This window comes from Thermotoga sp. RQ2 (assembly GCF_000019625.1).
GTDB classification, from domain to species: domain Bacteria; phylum Thermotogota; class Thermotogae; order Thermotogales; family Thermotogaceae; genus Thermotoga; species Thermotoga maritima.
Genome location: NC_010483.1, coordinates 1,460,493 through 1,474,722, shown reverse-complemented (window position 1 = coordinate 1,474,722; position 14,230 = coordinate 1,460,493). Strand labels below are relative to the sequence as shown.

At 47.3% G+C, this 14,230-nt stretch carries 17 protein-coding genes and 2 tRNA genes; 16 read left to right on the top strand and 3 right to left on the bottom strand.

Going from position 1 to position 14,230, the window contains the following annotated elements:
* Nucleotides 1-3: 3 nt before the first annotated feature.
* The 5 genes from TRQ2_RS07585 to fliE are packed head-to-tail and all read left to right on the top strand — an operon-like array spanning nt 4 to nt 3,242.
* Nucleotides 4-1,086 carry a type IV pilus twitching motility protein PilT gene (locus TRQ2_RS07585; RefSeq protein ID WP_012311152.1) on the top strand — a complete coding sequence of 361 codons (1,083 nt, stop codon included), beginning with the start codon at nt 4-6 and terminating at the stop codon, nt 1,084-1,086.
* Nucleotides 1,087-1,103: 17 nt separating this feature from the next.
* Nucleotides 1,104-2,132, top strand: a complete 1,029-nt coding sequence (gene prfA, locus TRQ2_RS07580; RefSeq protein ID WP_012311151.1) for a peptide chain release factor 1 — start codon at nt 1,104-1,106, stop codon at nt 2,130-2,132.
* A 16-nt stretch (nt 2,133-2,148) separates the two neighbouring features.
* Complete coding sequence (flgB, locus tag TRQ2_RS07575) at nt 2,149-2,532, top strand: flagellar basal body rod protein FlgB (RefSeq protein WP_012311150.1); 384 nt, start codon at nt 2,149-2,151, stop codon at nt 2,530-2,532.
* Nucleotides 2,529-2,951: a flagellar basal body rod protein FlgC gene (gene flgC, locus TRQ2_RS07570; protein ID WP_011943887.1), complete on the top strand. Its 423-nt coding sequence runs from the start codon at nt 2,529-2,531 to the stop codon at nt 2,949-2,951. Before flgB ends, flgC begins: the two co-directional genes overlap by 4 nt.
* Before the next feature lie 6 nt (nt 2,952-2,957).
* Nucleotides 2,958-3,242, top strand: a complete 285-nt coding sequence (fliE, locus tag TRQ2_RS07565; protein ID WP_011943886.1) for a flagellar hook-basal body complex protein FliE — start codon at nt 2,958-2,960, stop codon at nt 3,240-3,242.
* On the opposite strand, the gene TRQ2_RS07560 is transcribed toward fliE, so the two are convergent.
* Together TRQ2_RS07560 and TRQ2_RS07555 are read right to left on the bottom strand one after the other, a co-directional pair.
* On the bottom strand, nt 3,223-3,597 hold the full coding sequence (locus TRQ2_RS07560; RefSeq protein WP_012311149.1) for a cyclophilin-like fold protein: 375 nt from the start codon (nt 3,595-3,597) through the stop codon (nt 3,223-3,225). The two genes, fliE and TRQ2_RS07560, sit on opposite strands and share 20 nt — an antisense overlap.
* A 49-nt stretch (nt 3,598-3,646) precedes the next feature.
* A tRNA-Leu gene (locus tag TRQ2_RS07555) sits at nt 3,647-3,736 on the bottom strand.
* 122 nt (nt 3,737-3,858) lie between these two features.
* Between TRQ2_RS07555 and sufC the strand changes: the two genes are divergently transcribed.
* Genes sufC through sufU form a run of 5 tightly spaced genes read left to right on the top strand, consistent with a single transcriptional unit; the run spans nt 3,859 to nt 8,739 of the window.
* Nucleotides 3,859-4,599, top strand: a complete 741-nt coding sequence (sufC, locus tag TRQ2_RS07550; RefSeq protein WP_008195195.1) for a Fe-S cluster assembly ATPase SufC — start codon at nt 3,859-3,861, stop codon at nt 4,597-4,599.
* A complete protein-coding gene (gene sufB / locus TRQ2_RS07545; protein WP_012311148.1) occupies nt 4,596-5,990 on the top strand; it encodes a Fe-S cluster assembly protein SufB in 1,395 nt (464 codons plus the stop codon). Before sufC ends, sufB begins: the two co-directional genes overlap by 4 nt.
* 10 nt (nt 5,991-6,000) lie before the next feature.
* Nucleotides 6,001-7,107, top strand: a complete 1,107-nt coding sequence (locus TRQ2_RS07540; RefSeq protein WP_012311147.1) for a SufD family Fe-S cluster assembly protein — start codon at nt 6,001-6,003, stop codon at nt 7,105-7,107.
* Nucleotides 7,085-8,326, top strand: a complete 1,242-nt coding sequence (locus TRQ2_RS07535) for a cysteine desulfurase (protein WP_012311146.1) — start codon at nt 7,085-7,087, stop codon at nt 8,324-8,326. Before TRQ2_RS07540 ends, TRQ2_RS07535 begins: the two co-directional genes overlap by 23 nt.
* Complete coding sequence (gene sufU / locus TRQ2_RS07530) at nt 8,323-8,739, top strand: Fe-S cluster assembly sulfur transfer protein SufU (RefSeq protein WP_011943881.1); 417 nt, start codon at nt 8,323-8,325, stop codon at nt 8,737-8,739. The genes TRQ2_RS07535 and sufU overlap by 4 nt, the downstream gene beginning before the upstream one ends.
* On the opposite strand, the gene TRQ2_RS07525 is transcribed toward sufU, so the two are convergent.
* The gene (locus TRQ2_RS07525) at nt 8,717-9,703 is read right to left on the bottom strand and encodes a hypothetical protein (protein ID WP_012311145.1); all 987 of its coding nucleotides are present in this window, start codon (nt 9,701-9,703) and stop codon (nt 8,717-8,719) included. The genes sufU and TRQ2_RS07525 overlap by 23 nt on opposite strands.
* 47 nt (nt 9,704-9,750) lie before the next feature.
* Here TRQ2_RS07525 and TRQ2_RS07520 point away from each other — a divergent pair, with 47 nt between their 5' ends.
* From TRQ2_RS07520 to TRQ2_RS07495, 6 genes are all read left to right on the top strand, one after another.
* Entirely contained in the window at nt 9,751-10,356 is a 606-nt protein-coding gene (locus tag TRQ2_RS07520) for a histidine phosphatase family protein (protein WP_011943879.1), read from the top strand.
* A 37-nt stretch (nt 10,357-10,393) separates the two neighbouring features.
* Nucleotides 10,394-10,470, top strand: a tRNA-Cys gene (locus tag TRQ2_RS07515).
* Between the two features lie 52 nt (nt 10,471-10,522).
* Nucleotides 10,523-11,533, top strand: a complete 1,011-nt coding sequence (locus TRQ2_RS07510; RefSeq protein ID WP_012311144.1) for an extracellular solute-binding protein — start codon at nt 10,523-10,525, stop codon at nt 11,531-11,533.
* A gap of 14 nt (nt 11,534-11,547) precedes the next feature.
* Nucleotides 11,548-12,654, top strand: coding sequence for an ABC transporter ATP-binding protein (locus TRQ2_RS07505; RefSeq protein ID WP_012311143.1), 1,107 nt, complete (start codon nt 11,548-11,550; stop codon nt 12,652-12,654).
* Complete coding sequence (locus TRQ2_RS07500) at nt 12,651-13,439, top strand: ABC transporter permease (protein WP_012311142.1); 789 nt, start codon at nt 12,651-12,653, stop codon at nt 13,437-13,439. Before TRQ2_RS07505 ends, TRQ2_RS07500 begins: the two co-directional genes overlap by 4 nt.
* Nucleotides 13,436-14,206 carry an ABC transporter permease gene (locus TRQ2_RS07495; protein ID WP_012311141.1) on the top strand — a complete coding sequence of 257 codons (771 nt, stop codon included), beginning with the start codon at nt 13,436-13,438 and terminating at the stop codon, nt 14,204-14,206. The genes TRQ2_RS07500 and TRQ2_RS07495 overlap by 4 nt, the downstream gene beginning before the upstream one ends.
* The last annotated feature ends 24 nt before the right edge of the window (nt 14,207-14,230 follow it).

The window sequence follows — 14,230 nt, the reverse complement described above, 5'->3', positions numbered from 1 at the left end:
AGCGTGGAAGACATGAAAGTTTCTTTTCTGAAGATCATCACAGAAGCGTACGGTTTGAGGGCAACCGACGTGCACATTTCGGTGGGTTGCCCTCCTTATTACCGTATAGATGGGGACCTTGTACCTCAGGAAAAGTACGGAAAACTCACAAAAGAGACCATAATGAACGCCCTGAAAGATCTGTTCGCTGAGATCGGACAGCCGTTCCCACCTAAAACGAAAGAAGTGGATTTTTCCTTCACCGTGGCAGAAGCGATAAGGGTGAGGGGAAACCTCTATTACGAGAGAAAAAACCCCGCTCTCGCTTTCAGGTTGATACCAAAAAAGATCAGAACTTTCCAGGAACTGGGACTACCAGAGATCTTGAAAACATTCGTTGAGAGAAAGTACGGCTTGATATTGGTGGCTGGTCCCACAGGAAGCGGAAAATCCACCACACTCGCCGCCATGATAGATCACATCAACGAAAATTTCCCATACCACATAATAACGATAGAAGACCCGATAGAATACGTTTTCACAAACAAGAAATCCGTGATTCACCAGAGAGAACTCGGTTCAGACACGGACTCTTTCTACAACGGACTGAAGTACGCTCTGAGGCAGGACCCGGATGTGATCCTCGTGGGAGAAATGAGAGACCTTGAAACAATGGCTCTCGCTCTCACCGCGGCGGAAACAGGACATCTTGTCCTTGCCACGGTTCACACGAACTCTGCAGCTTCCGCACCCGAGAGAATCATAGATGTTTTCCCGGCACATCAGCAAAGACAGATCGCTCTTCAGCTTGCGAACACCTTGATCGCCGTGATTTATCAGAGGCTTGTCCCGAAGGCCAACGGAATAGGTTTTACTCCGATCCTGGAGATCATGGTGGGAACTCCTGCCGTGAGGAACCTGATAAGAGAGAACAAGATCCACCAGCTCGAATCTCTGATACAGGCTGGTGCAAGGCACGGAATGGTTCTCTTCGATGACGCACTCGTGAAAGCGGCACTCAAAGGTGATATATCCTTAGAATCCGCTCTGCAGTTTGCCAGGAACCATGAGGAGGTGGCTCGAAGATTAGGAATGAAGCCCTCGTAGAGAAGATCTCCTCGATAGTGAAAGAAAAGAAAAAAGAGATCGAAAAGCTCCTCGCCAGGCCAGATCTGACTCCCGAACAGATGAAGAACTACGGGATAGAATACGCAAAGATAGAAGAAATAGAGAACATCGCAAACAGAATAAAAGAAACTCAGGAGTTCATCGAACTCTTGAGAGAAGAAGGAGAAAATGAACTGGAGATAGAAAAGTACGAGAAAGAACTCGATCAGCTCTATCAAGAACTTCTCTTGCTTCTTTCTTCAGAAGTGGGTGATAAAGCAATCGTAGAAATCAGACCCGGCGCAGGTGGAGAAGAAGCCGCTCTCTTCGCACGGGATCTGTTCAGAATGTACACCAGGTACGCAGAAAGAAAAGGCTGGAACCTCGAAGTCGCTGAAATCCACGAAACAGATCTCGGTGGAATAAGGGAAGTGGTCTTCTTCGTAAAAGGAAAGAACGCTTACGGTATACTGAAGTACGAAAGCGGTGTTCATCGAGTACAGAGAATTCCTGTCACGGAGTCTGGAGGGAGGATCCATACGTCCACCGCTACCGTTGCCGTTCTTCCAGAGATTGAAGAAAAGGATATAGAAATCAGGCCGGAAGACTTGAAGATAGAAACTTTCAGGGCATCGGGACACGGTGGACAGTACGTCAACAAGACCGAATCCGCTGTAAGGATCACACATATTCCAACGGGAATAGTGGTGTCGTGTCAGAACGAAAGATCTCAGTATCAGAACAGGCAAACCGCTTTGAGGATCCTCAGGGCAAGACTCTATCAGTTACAGAAAGAACAAAAAGAAAGGGAAATCTCACAGAAGAGAAAATCGCAGATAGGAACCGGTGAGAGAAGTGAAAAAATCAGAACTTACAACTTCCCCCAGAACAGAGTTACGGATCACAGAATAAACTACACCTCTTACAGACTGCAGGAGATCCTCGATGGAGACCTGGACGAAATCATATCGAAGCTCATAGAACACGACATAGAAAACAACCTCGAGGAAGTTTTAGGAATCGGAGCCTCAGTCGAAGAAAAGTAATAGTGGAGGTGTGAAGATGTTCAACTCGAACTTCTACACGCTAAAACAGGCGATGGACGTTGCTCTTTTGAGACAGAACGTTCACTCACTGAACATAGCGAACGTGAGCACACCCGGTTACAAGAGAAAATACGTGGCATTCGAGGAACTCTTGAAGGAATCAGAAATGAAACTGAAGCTTTCGAAGACAAACGAAAAGCACCTCATCGGTTCAAAGAGTGTCGTAGAACCACGTGTTCTTGTGGACAACACAACCACCATGAGAAACGATGGAAACAACGTTGATATCGATTACGAGATGGTCCAGCTTGTGAAGAACGGACTCAGGTATCAGGTGCTCTCCAGGCTCATGTCGATGAACATAGATAGGTACAATGCCGTACTGAGGGGTGTCAGATGATGAGCGAATTCGAGATCATGAACATCAGCGCAACTGGAATGTCCGCTCAGAGACTCAGAGTCGAGATCGTCTCAACAAACATAGCGAACGCTGAAACCACCAGAACTGAAACAGGAGAACCTTACAGGAGGAAGGTACCTGTGTTCGCCGAGTATCTGAGAAGAACACCAAATGGTAAAATAGAAAGCGCTGGGGTGAAAGTTGTAAAAATAGAGGAAGACCCTTCACCGTTCAGACTCGTGTACGATCCCGCACACCCTGACGCGGATGAGAACGGATACGTGAGGATGCCCAACGTGAATATCGTTAGAGAAATGGTGGATCTAATAAACGCGCAGAGAGCATACGATGCGAACGTGGCGGCTTTCAATGTGACAAAGGCTATGGTGAACAGCGCCCTTCAGATAGGAAGGGGGTAATGGGTGATGGTTGACAGGATAGAGGGGCTCGGCCCTTTGAGCCAGAGTGGAAAGACTCAAAAGAAAAATGAAAACAACTTTTCAGAAGCGCTGAAAGAAGCCCTGGAAAAGGTAAACGACATACAGAAGAAAGCCGAGAAGGCAGCGGATGATTTCGCCCAGGGCAGGATAAGCAACATACACGAGGTTATAATAGAAGCCGAGAAGGCTTCCATAGCGTTGAGGCTCACCGTCGAAGTAAGAAACAGAATCGTGGAAGCTTACAGAGACATCATGAGGATGCAAATCTGACGGCGACCTTCTCGCCGTCTTTTATTTTTTTCAGATCTTCCAGCCCTTCCACGATCTTTCCTATCACGTTTACAGCACTCGCTGGTTGAATTTTGTCATCGCTCATGGGAGTTTTCCCAAAGAACAGACACAGCGCTTTTCCCGGAGGCCAGTATCCAACGTCCCCTACCTCAACTACTTCCCTTGGGTTTTCCATCTTCTGAACGTTCACAGGAGTTGAGAAGTATATCTCCTCGCCCCAAGTGTTCACGACACTTTCGAATGGAATTTTTTCCTTCAACAATTTGACGACCTCGTATTCCTCATTGAGATCTATCACACATTTTCCACTTTCAAAGAGGAGTTCAACTCTCATGTTCGCTCCCTCCTCAAAGAAGAAGGGCACCTTTTTGGAGGTGCCCGGGTGGTGCCGGGGATCGGACTCGAACCGACACGGGGTTGTGAACCCCAGCGGATTTTAAGTCCGCTGCGTCTGCCAATTCCGCCACCCCGGCTCCTCTTTTTATTATACCACATCGTCAGAAAGATTATTTCAACCTTACAAAAATCAAAACTTATTCATAACAACCGCACGTGTGTTATAATCAATTAGGAAAACATAAGAGGAGGGAACGAAATGCTCAGAATTGTCGATCTGCACGCGAAGCTGAGAGACGAAGACAAGGAAATATTGAAGGGCGTGAATCTGGAGATAGAAAAGGGAGAAGTCCACGTTCTCATGGGTCCAAACGGTAGCGGAAAATCGACCCTCGCGAACGTCATCATGGGAAATCCCAGATACATTGTGACGGAAGGAGACATCGTTTTTGAAGGAAATTCCATAAAGGATCTGCCCCCAAATGAGAGAGCAAAACTCGGTATAATGATGACTTTTCAGAATCCATACGAAGTTGAGGGAGTGAAGCTTTCTCAGTTTCTCATCACAGCTCATAGGAGGATTCACGGAGAGGATAAAAACTATCTGGAGTTGAGGAAAGAGCTCGAGGAAACCGCTGAAAAACTCGGTTTAGACAAGGATTTCCTAGAAAGGTACCTGAACGTCGGATTTTCCGGTGGAGAAAAGAAAAGGTCCGAGATCCTTCAGAGTCTCTTCCTTCGACCGAAACTGCTCATCCTCGATGAGATAGACTCGGGTCTCGATGTCGATGCGTTGAGATTGATCGCAAATCTGATAGCTAGACTGAACGAAGAGGGAGTGACACTTCTCATCATCACGCACTACAAAAGACTCCTCGATCACTTGAAGAGAATAGATAAGGTTCACGTTTACGTAGATGGACGTATAGTCACAAGCGGCGGTCCGGAACTGGCAGACGAAATAGAAGAGAAGGGCTACTCCCTGGAGGGTGTGAGATGATGGAAAGACTGATAATTGACGATTCACGATTCAATTTCGTGCCGAAGGTGAAGACCGCCTACAAAGCACCTCCCGGTCTTGACGAGAAGCTGATAATGGAAATATCACGCGCAAAAGATGAACCGGAGTGGATGTTAAAGCACAGGTTAGAATCACTGAAAGTGTTCAACGAGTGGCACAATCCCAGATTCGGTGTGGACATATCCGGCCTCGACCTCGGAAAGATAGTCTCCTACATAAAACCCGACGCGAAGAAGAGCACCTCCTGGGAAGAAGTTCCAGAAGAGGTGAAAGAGGCTTTCGATAAACTCGGGATACCGGAAGCGGAAAGAAAGTACCTCTCGGGTGTGGGAGCTCAGCTCGACTCGGAGATTGTCTATCAGAACATGAAGAAAGAGCTTGAAAAGATGGGCGTTATCTTCCTCGATATGGAAAGCGCTGTGAGGGAGTACCCCGATCTTGTGAAGAAATACTTCATGAAACTCGTCCCCATCACCGATCACAAGTTCGCTGCTCTTCATGGAGCCATATGGAGCGGTGGAACCTTCTTGTACGTCCCGGCGGGTGTGAAAATTCCCATGCCGCTTCAGGCGTATTTTCTGATGAGCAATCCCGGTATGGGGCAGTTCGAGCACACCATCATAGTCGCTGAAGAAGGCAGTGAAGTTACCTTCATAGAGGGTTGTTCTGCTCCAAGGTACAACATCATCAACCTTCACGCTGGAATGGTCGAAATATACGTCAAAAAAGGCGCAAAGGTCAAGTACCTCACCATTCAGAACTGGAGCAAGAACACGTACAACCTCAACACGAAGAGATCGATAGTCGACGAAGAAGGGTCGATGACCTGGGTTTCGGGCTCACTGGGAAGTCAGAAGACAATGTTGTATCCAATGACCATACTCAAGGGAAAAGGAGCAAGGGCAGAGAGCATGTCCATCACTTACGCGGGACCGGGACAGCACATGGACACCGGTTCCAAGATTGTTCACCTCGCTCCATACACGAGTTCGATCGTCAGCGCAAAGAGCATTTCTCTCGGTGGAGGCTGGGCTTTCTACAGGGGCCTTTTGAAAATCACAAAGGAAGCCGTGAAGAGCAAGGCCTCCGTCGAATGTGCAGCTTTGATGCTCGACAACCGATCGAAGAGTGATACCGTTCCGATCATAGAAGTGGAAACAGACAGGGCAGACGTCGGGCACGAAGCGAGGATTGGAAGGATAGGGGAAGACCAGATTTTCTACCTCATGAGCAGGGGGCTCTCTGAACAGGAAGCAAAGGCGATGATAGTGAAAGGATTCGTTGAACCCGTGGTGAAAGAGCTTCCATTCGAATACGCTGTCGAGTTGAACAAGTTACTCGAACTGGAAATAGAGAAGAGCATAGGGTGAGGTGTTCATTATGGAAAAGACTCTGGTGATAGAACATGACGGTGAAAAAGCGGTCGTTTGGGAAACTCCTCAGATTTTTTCCGAAAACGATTACGACTACGAAGTGCTTGAAAAGGCCCTGGAGAACACCGGTGGCCCTCTGAAAGAGTGGAGAAAGAAGAAGTACCAGGAGTACAAAGAATGGGGATTTCCGAGATGGAAAAGGTGTAATCTCGATGGTATGTCTCTTCCAGAATTGTCTTTCAAGTGGATAGACCTCGATGTTGATATCTCGCTCCTTGAAAGGCTGGACTTCGAAGGTGCCCACAGAAAATTCGTCCTTCTTGGAGATACGTTCTTTACGGATTTCAGAGTATACGGCGATGGAAAACACGTGATGAGATTCGACGGAGACGGGATCGAAAACGTACTCGTGGTCGTCGAAAAAGAGGCGGAGATCTACAAACTCTCCAGCACGGATCGATTCAGAAATACGGTGATGAGGATCCTGGTGAAAAAGAACGCATCGCTGAAGTTCTTCAATCTGGACTTTTTTGGGAATTTTTCTTTCGACAACGTGTTCATCGTCCTCGAAGAAGGTGCGAGACTCGTGTTGAGGGATTTCAAAGCGTTCGGTTACAGAAAAACCGGGCATATCCTTGTGAAATTGAACAAATCGAGCAAAGCCGATATGAAATCGTTCTTCTACCAGAATGGATCAGGAATAACCGATTTGCTCTACCTCATGAGATTTGAGGGAGAAGACGCCGAAGGAAAGCTGAAGGGAAACGGTGTGGTGGATGGCGCTGGAAAGATCGTTTTCCGTGGAATCCTGGATGTGAAAAGAGGTTCTAAGAACATCGTTGCAGAAGAAACAGAACACACACTCATTCTCTCACCAAACGCTCGAATGGATGCCATTCCGAGTCTCTGGGTGGACGAGAACGATGTCACCGCTTCACACTCTGCGAGTTCTTCCTCTCTCGACGAGGACGAACTCTTCTATCTGATGACCAGAGGCGTTGACGAGATAGAAGCCAAGAAGCTGATCGTGCGAGGGGTGTTCAACGAACTGCTCGACGAACTGGACGAGTCGTTGAAAGGAGAGGTAGAAAATGTTGTCAACAGGATTGTATGAGGACTTTCCCACTTTGAAGATGAAGATTAACGGAAAAAGGATCGTTTATCTGGACAGCGCGGCCACCACACTGAAGCCAAAACAGGTTGTGAAAAAGCTGGAGGAATTCTACTACAACAGCTACGCGAACGTTCACAGAGCAGTTCATACTCTCGCCGTGCGTGCCACCACCGAACTCGAGGAAACCAGGGAGGAATTTGCAGAGTTCCTGGGTGTTTTTCCGCAGGAGATAATCTTCACTTCGGGCACCACCATGGCCATAAATCTCGTTGTGATGTCCCTTCTGAGGAGCGGCATATTGAAAAAGGACGATCTGGTTCTGGTTTCCCTTCTGGAACACCACGCGAACTTTGTACCCTGGCTAAGACTTTCGAAACTCCATGGGTACAGGATCGACTTCATCAAGCCCTCGGGAAGATTCGGAACACTCGAGATGGATGACCTGTTGAAACACAGAGACAAAAACCCGAAAGTCGTTGCCATAACAGGCCTTTCCAACGTGACCGGTCAAAGAATACCCGTTGAAGAGCTGAGAAACGTCTTTCCTAATTCCATCATTCTCCTGGATGGTGCTCAACTGATACCTCATGAACCGGTGAAACCGAAGGAGATAGGAGTAGATTTTCTTGCCTTTTCACTCCACAAGATGCTCGGTCCCACCGGTGTGGGTGTGCTTTACGGAAAGAGAGAGCTGATGGAACAGATGGAACCGTTTCTCTACGGCGGAGAGATGATCGACAGAGTGTCCCTCGAAGACGTCACATTCAACGAATTACCTTACAAGTTCGAAGCGGGAACTCCAAACATAGCGGATATAGTCGCATCCAGGGAAGCCTTGAGGTATTTGAAAGAAACGGGTTTCGATTCAGTTCATGAAAAGATAGAACAGCTCACTCAGATGGCCTTGAAAGAGATGATGAAAATCGGCGGAGTAGAAATCTACGGCCCACTCGACGAAAGACAGCACGGGATAGTCTCGTTCAACGTAAAGGGAATACACCCGCACGATGTGGCTCACATTCTCGATCAGGAGTTTGGAATAGCCGTAAGGAGTGGGCACCACTGCGCACAGCCTCTGATGAGTATTTTGAAAGAACAGTCGCAAATCGATTTTCCAAACTCCACCTGCAGAGCCAGTTTTTACATCTACAACACGGAAGAAGATGTTAAAATTCTCGTTGAAGGTGTGAAAAAAGTAAAGGAGTGGTTTTCAAGATGATGTACTCGGAAGCCATCCTGGACTACGCGAATTCCAAAAAATTCAGAGGAAAACTGGACGATGCCACCGTTATCGAAGAGGGAAAGAACATCTCTTGTGGCGACGAAATCACACTCTACTTGAAGGTGGAAGACGGTGTTGTGAAAGATGCCAAATTCGAGGGAATGGGATGTGTTATCAGTCAGGCTTCGGCTTCTCTGATGCTGGAGAGGATCGTCGGAGAAAGGGTAGAAGAAATATTCTCCCTCATCGAAGAGGCAGAAAAAATGAGCCGGGGTGAAAACTTCGATGAGGGAAAGTTGAAGAACGTAACACTCATGTCAGACATAAAGAACTACCCCGCAAGGGTGAAGTGTTTCATTCTTGCCTGGAAAACCCTGAAAGAGGCGCTCAAAAAGATTTCACGGCCTTGAGAAAATCTATGAGGTATCCCTTCAAGTACGATGATACCTTCCCTATGAGTTCAAGGGTGTAACGTTTCAAAAGAACGAGGTCTCCTCTCCGATCCGCCTCTCTGAATTCTTCAACAGAGACAACGGTGAAGCTTTCCAGATCACCCGTTCTTTCTTTCAGTTTTTCTCCAAAGACCTTCTTTATCTCTCTGTGGACTTTTGGAAAGTGCGATAAAGCGAGTTTTCTCACTTCCTGAACGAGGTGCCACTCGGACTTCAAAAATACAGGTGTAGCTTCTTCGATCGTTTTTATCGTTTCTTCATCTCCGGAATAGATGAGATACGCTAAATAATCATCGTACACGTAATGGGCGTTCATCAACATCTTCATGATGGATCTGTCGAAGAGTGCCTGAAAGATTTCTCCCACCTCACCAGGAGTGTTGTGATAGGGCTGTGATAGATCTTCGATGTAGTGAAGAGCCCTGGCGAGGAACCTGTAGCCCCAGTATCTGTCTCCCTTTCTAAAGGCTTCTTTTGCCATATCGTGGAAGTAGTAAAAACTCTTGTCCGCTTCGAAGAACTCGAGGCCAAGGATTCGATACTTCATGTGACGCACACCCTGACTGTTTCCTATGAGGAACTGATACGGTGACAGATCGAGGCCCTGGTCCATTCCCCAATCCGGCTCCGAAGAGTACACGGTCAGGATCTGCCAGACAGGAACCTTTCCGTCTTCAGGAGGGGGATTTGGAGGTAAAATCGCTCCTTCCCAGGCAGATATCGTGTCTTGACCACACACATCTTCAAGAATGAGTTTTGAGAGATTGTAAACTCTGTTTTCCTGGTAGTTGTACGGTGTGATGGTGACCATCTCATCTGGTACAATATCTTTCACGATATAGTAGGTCAAACCTTCGTGACCGCTCCAGGAGAAAACAAGGGCGGAAACGACTATCAGAAAGACGATTGAAAGTTTTCTCAACCCGATCACCTCCAATCAAAGTCTAACACAAAGAGGTGCATAGAAGTATGAAACTCTATCTCATAAGACACGGCGAAACCATCTGGAACGAAAAGGGTCTGTGGCAGGGAATCACGGATGTTCCTCTCAACGAAAAAGGAAGAGAACAGGCAAAAAAGCTGGCAAACAGCCTGGAAAGAGTCGATGCCATTTACTCGAGTCCCCTCAAAAGAAGCCTCGAGACAGCAGAAGAGATCGCCAGACGCTTTGAAAAAGAAATCATCGTCGAAGAGGATCTGAGAGAATGCGAAATATCACTCTGGAACGGTCTCACAGTGGAAGAAGCCATCAGGGAGTATCCTGTGGAGTTCAAGAAGTGGTCATCGGATCCAAATTTTGGAATGGAAGGTTTAGAATCCATGAGAAATGTACAGAATCGTGTGGTGAAGGCTATCATGAAAATCGTCTCACAGGAGAAGTTGAACGGTTCAGAGAACGTGGTCATCGTATCACACTCTCTGTCTTTGAGAGCTTTCATTTGCTGGGTCCTCGGGCTTCCTCTTTACCTTCACAGAAATTTCAAGCTGGACAACGCGTCCCTCAGTGTGGTGGAAATAGAGAGCAAACCGAGGCTTGTTTTGTTGAACGATACGTGTCACCTTAAGGGATCTTGAACACCCTTGCATATGTGGTATTATATTCTATGTGGATGGCGGCGTAGCCAAGCGGTCAAAGGCGGGGGTCTGCAAAATCCCTATTCGTGGGTTCGAATCCCACCGCCGCCTCCAGAGAGCCAGGCTACACGGCCTGGCTTTTTATATTGGAAGAAGGGAGGTATTGATGATGAAAAAGGTGTTTCTCGTCCTGCTGGTAGTCCTGGCGATCCCGATCTTCGCGAAGGCCACCCTCTACATCTACAACTGGGCCGATTACATTCCTGAAGACGTGATCAGAGCATTCGAAGAGAAGTACGATTGCCGTGTGGTGTACGACACCTACGCTTCAAACGAAGAAATGTACGCCAAGTTCAAAGCCGGTGGTGGAAAAGGCTACGATCTGATATTCCCTTCCGGTGACTATGTCTCGATAATGAAAAAAGAAGGAATGCTCCAGAAACTCGATCTTTCTAAGATACCGAACTTCAAATATCTCGATAAAGACATCCTCGCGAAGACCACTTACGATCCCAACCATGAGTACAGCGTTCCTTACATGATGGGGTCTACTGTCGTCATCGTGAACAAAAAATACGTGAAAGAGTACGAGAAATCCTGGTCCATCTTCGATAGAGAAGACCTCAGGGGAAGAATGACTCTCCTCGACGACATGAGGGAAGTCCTCGGCGCTGCCTTGAAGTATCTCGGATACTCCGTCAACACGAAGAACCCGAAAGAACTGGAAGAAGCGAAACAGGTTGTTCTCAGATGGAAAAAGAACATAGCCAAATTCGACGCCTCTTCGTACGCTGATGGTGTTGTTTCCGACGAGTACTGGGTGGTGCACGGATACGCAGAAGACGTCTATCAAAGAATACCCGAAGGAGAGGAAGAATACTTCGACTTCTTCATACCAAAAGAAGGCGGTACGTTGTGGATCGACAACATGGTGATCCCCAAAGGGGCAAAGAACGTGGACCTCGCCTACAAGTTCATCAACTTCATTCTCGAGCCAGAAAACGCAGCGAAGATAGCGGATTATCTCGGTCTTCCCTCACCGAACGTGGAAGCCAGAAAGTACATGCAGACAGAACCCATTTACACCATAGAAGATCTCAAAAACTGTGAATTCATAGAAGACGTGGGAGAAGCCCTCGAACTTTACAACAAAATATGGCTCGAGATCATCATGTGACGGAGTGAGTGAAGTTGATCGGAGGAGAAGTTTCAATAAAGAACGTCAGCAAATTTTTCGATGACTTCCAGGTTTTGAAGAACGTCTCCCTGGATATAAAGAAAGGAGAGTTTTTTTCCATACTCGGCCCATCGGGTTGTGGGAAAACAACGCTCCTTCGCGTGATAGCGGGCTTCGAGGGTGTGGAAAGTGGAGATGTTCTCCTGGATGGAAAGTCGATACTGAATTTGCCTCCAAACAAAAGGCCCGTGAACATCATATTTCAGAACTACGCTCTGTTTCCTCATCTCACAGTTTTTGAAAACATCGCGTTCCCCTTGAAACTCAAAAAACTATCCGAGAACGAAATAAACCAGAGAGTGAACGAACTGCTTTCGCTCATAAGAATGGAAGAACATGCTCAGAAAATGCCTTCCCAACTGTCTGGTGGTCAGAAGCAGAGAGTGGCGATAGCGAGGGCCCTCGCCAACGAGCCGAGGGTCCTCCTTCTCGATGAACCGCTGAGCGCTCTCGACGCGAAACTGAGACAGGAACTCCTTGTCGAGCTCGACAATCTTCACGATAGAGTCGGTATCACCTTCATTTACGTAACACACGATCAGGCTGAAGCGATCAGTGTTTCAGACAGAGTCGCTCTCATGAACGAAGGAGAAATCGTTCAGGTTGGAACTCCCTACGAAGTGTATGAGAGCCCGGTCAACGTCTTTGCAGCGACTTTCATCGGAGAAACGAACCTCATGAAAGCCGAGGTTGTTGAAGTGGAAGATGAATATTACGTCGTAGAAAGTCCGGGAATCGGCCAGTTCAGGTGTTACAGAGACAAGGAAGCAAAGAAGGGTGATAGATTGCTCATCACCCTTAGACCCGAAAAGATCAGAATTTCGAAGAGGGAATTTCAGTCCGGTAAAATTTTCAACGTGTTTCACGGAATCGTAGAAGAAGAAATATACATGGGGCACCAGACGAAGTACTTCGTTCGACTCGACGAAGGCTACATAATGAAAGTTTACAAACAGCATGCAAGGTACATACTCGATGAGCCGATCATAAAATGGGAAGATGAAGTGTTCATCACATGGAATCCAGATGACAGCTTCATTGTAGAGGTGCTTGAAGAATGAAGTACGTGTACTTTCTGTGGTTGCTCTTTCTTTTCATTCTTCCCATCTCAATAGTTTTTGTTTATAGCTTTCTGGAGCCACAGATCTACGGTGGGGTCAAGTGGAGCTTTTCCCTCGAAGCGTATAGCTATCTTCCCAGGTACCTGGCGCTCATCTGGAGATCCGTCTGGATCGCCGGTGTTGCGACGTTCATTACCCTCGCTGTGGCGGTTCCTGTTGCCTTCTACATAGCCAGAAGCAAGCTTAAAAACTTTCTTTTGCTTTTGACGGTTGTACCCTTCTGGACCAACTCTCTCATCAGAATTTACGCCTGGAAGATAGTTCTTGGCAACAACGGACTCGTAAACCAGCTTCTCGGCCTGTTCGGCATCGGTCCCGTTCAGTTTCTCTACAACTCTTTCGCCGTCATACTGGTGATAGTCTATACCTACCTTCCTTTCGCTATACTCCCTCTTTACGCTGCCATGGAAAAGGTGGAAGACAGCATCCTTGAAGCATCCCTGGATCTTGGAGCCAGCAGGATGTACACGTTCATCAGAGTCCTTCTTCCCAACGTCAGAGCGGGCCTTCTCACAGCCTTCGTTTTCGTGTTCATTCCCGCCCTTGGATCCTACGCCATACCGGATCTTGTCGGTGGCGTGAACTCCAAGATGATAGGAAACGAGATCGTAAGGCAACTTCTGACCGTCAGAAACTGGCCCGTCGCGTCCGCGATGTCCAACATTCTAACCCTGATCGCTCTCCTGAGTATCATCTTTGTGATGAAAAGGGGAGAGAAACGTTGAAACCAGGAAGATTCATAAAAACCATCGTGATCCTGACAATGGTGTTCTTCTATTTGCCGCTTTTCATAGTGGTGTTGATGTCCTTCAATTCAGCGAAATCTCCTGTCTGGAGCGGCTTCACACTCAAATGGTACCTGGAACTGTTTACAAGAGAATATTCAGTCTGGCATGCGTTCAGAAATTCGCTCATCGTGGCCATCGTCTCCAGCGCGGTATCAACGGCGATTGGAACCTTAACAGCGATAGAACTCTTCTGGAAAAAGAGCAGGTTAGAAAACTCTATCTGGTTTCTCACGTATCTTCCATTCGTGGTACCCGACGTGATCATCGGTATATCCCTGCTTTTACTTTTCTCAATGCTCAAGGTTCAGCTGGGACTCTTCACCATAACACTCGCGCACATAACGTTTTCGATTCCGTACACTATGATGATCGTTCACTCCAGACTTCAGGATTTCGACAAGAGCATCATAGAGGCAGCTTACGACCTTGGAAGTACGGACTTCCAGGTGTTTTACAGGGTGATCATCCCAAATCTCGTTCCCGGTATAGTTGCTGCCTTCCTTCTTGCCTTCACACTTTCCATAGACGATTTTGTGATCACCTTCTTCGTGGCTGGGCCAGGGTCGACCACCCTTCCGATTCAAATCTACTCCATGATAAGGTTCGGTATCTCACCTACAGTCAACGCCATTTCCACCTTCATGATCGCCGGGACTATCCTGATCGGTTTTGTGCTCAGAAGGTTCGTGAGGTACATCTTCTGATAGAATTGTGATAAGGGGAGGGAT

Bases quoted from the DNA above. Each gene is read 5' to 3' on its own strand.
- flgB (WP_012311150.1), top strand. From the start codon at position 2,149: ATGTTCAACTCGAACTTCTACACGCTAAAACAGGCGATGGACGTTGCT.
- flgC (WP_011943887.1), top strand. From the start codon at position 2,529: ATGATGAGCGAATTCGAGATCATGAACATCAGCGCAACTGGAATGTCC.
- fliE (WP_011943886.1), top strand. From the start codon at position 2,958: ATGGTTGACAGGATAGAGGGGCTCGGCCCTTTGAGCCAGAGTGGAAAG.
- TRQ2_RS07560 (WP_012311149.1), bottom strand. From the start codon at position 3,597: ATGAGAGTTGAACTCCTCTTTGAAAGTGGAAAATGTGTGATAGATCTC.
- sufC (WP_008195195.1), top strand. From the start codon at position 3,859: ATGCTCAGAATTGTCGATCTGCACGCGAAGCTGAGAGACGAAGACAAG.
- sufB (WP_012311148.1), top strand. From the start codon at position 4,596: ATGATGGAAAGACTGATAATTGACGATTCACGATTCAATTTCGTGCCG.
- TRQ2_RS07540 (WP_012311147.1), top strand. From the start codon at position 6,001: ATGGAAAAGACTCTGGTGATAGAACATGACGGTGAAAAAGCGGTCGTT.
- TRQ2_RS07535 (WP_012311146.1), top strand. From the start codon at position 7,085: ATGTTGTCAACAGGATTGTATGAGGACTTTCCCACTTTGAAGATGAAG.
- sufU (WP_011943881.1), top strand. From the start codon at position 8,323: ATGATGTACTCGGAAGCCATCCTGGACTACGCGAATTCCAAAAAATTC.
- TRQ2_RS07520 (WP_011943879.1), top strand. From the start codon at position 9,751: ATGAAACTCTATCTCATAAGACACGGCGAAACCATCTGGAACGAAAAG.
- TRQ2_RS07510 (WP_012311144.1), top strand. From the start codon at position 10,523: ATGATGAAAAAGGTGTTTCTCGTCCTGCTGGTAGTCCTGGCGATCCCG.
- TRQ2_RS07500 (WP_012311142.1), top strand. From the start codon at position 12,651: ATGAAGTACGTGTACTTTCTGTGGTTGCTCTTTCTTTTCATTCTTCCC.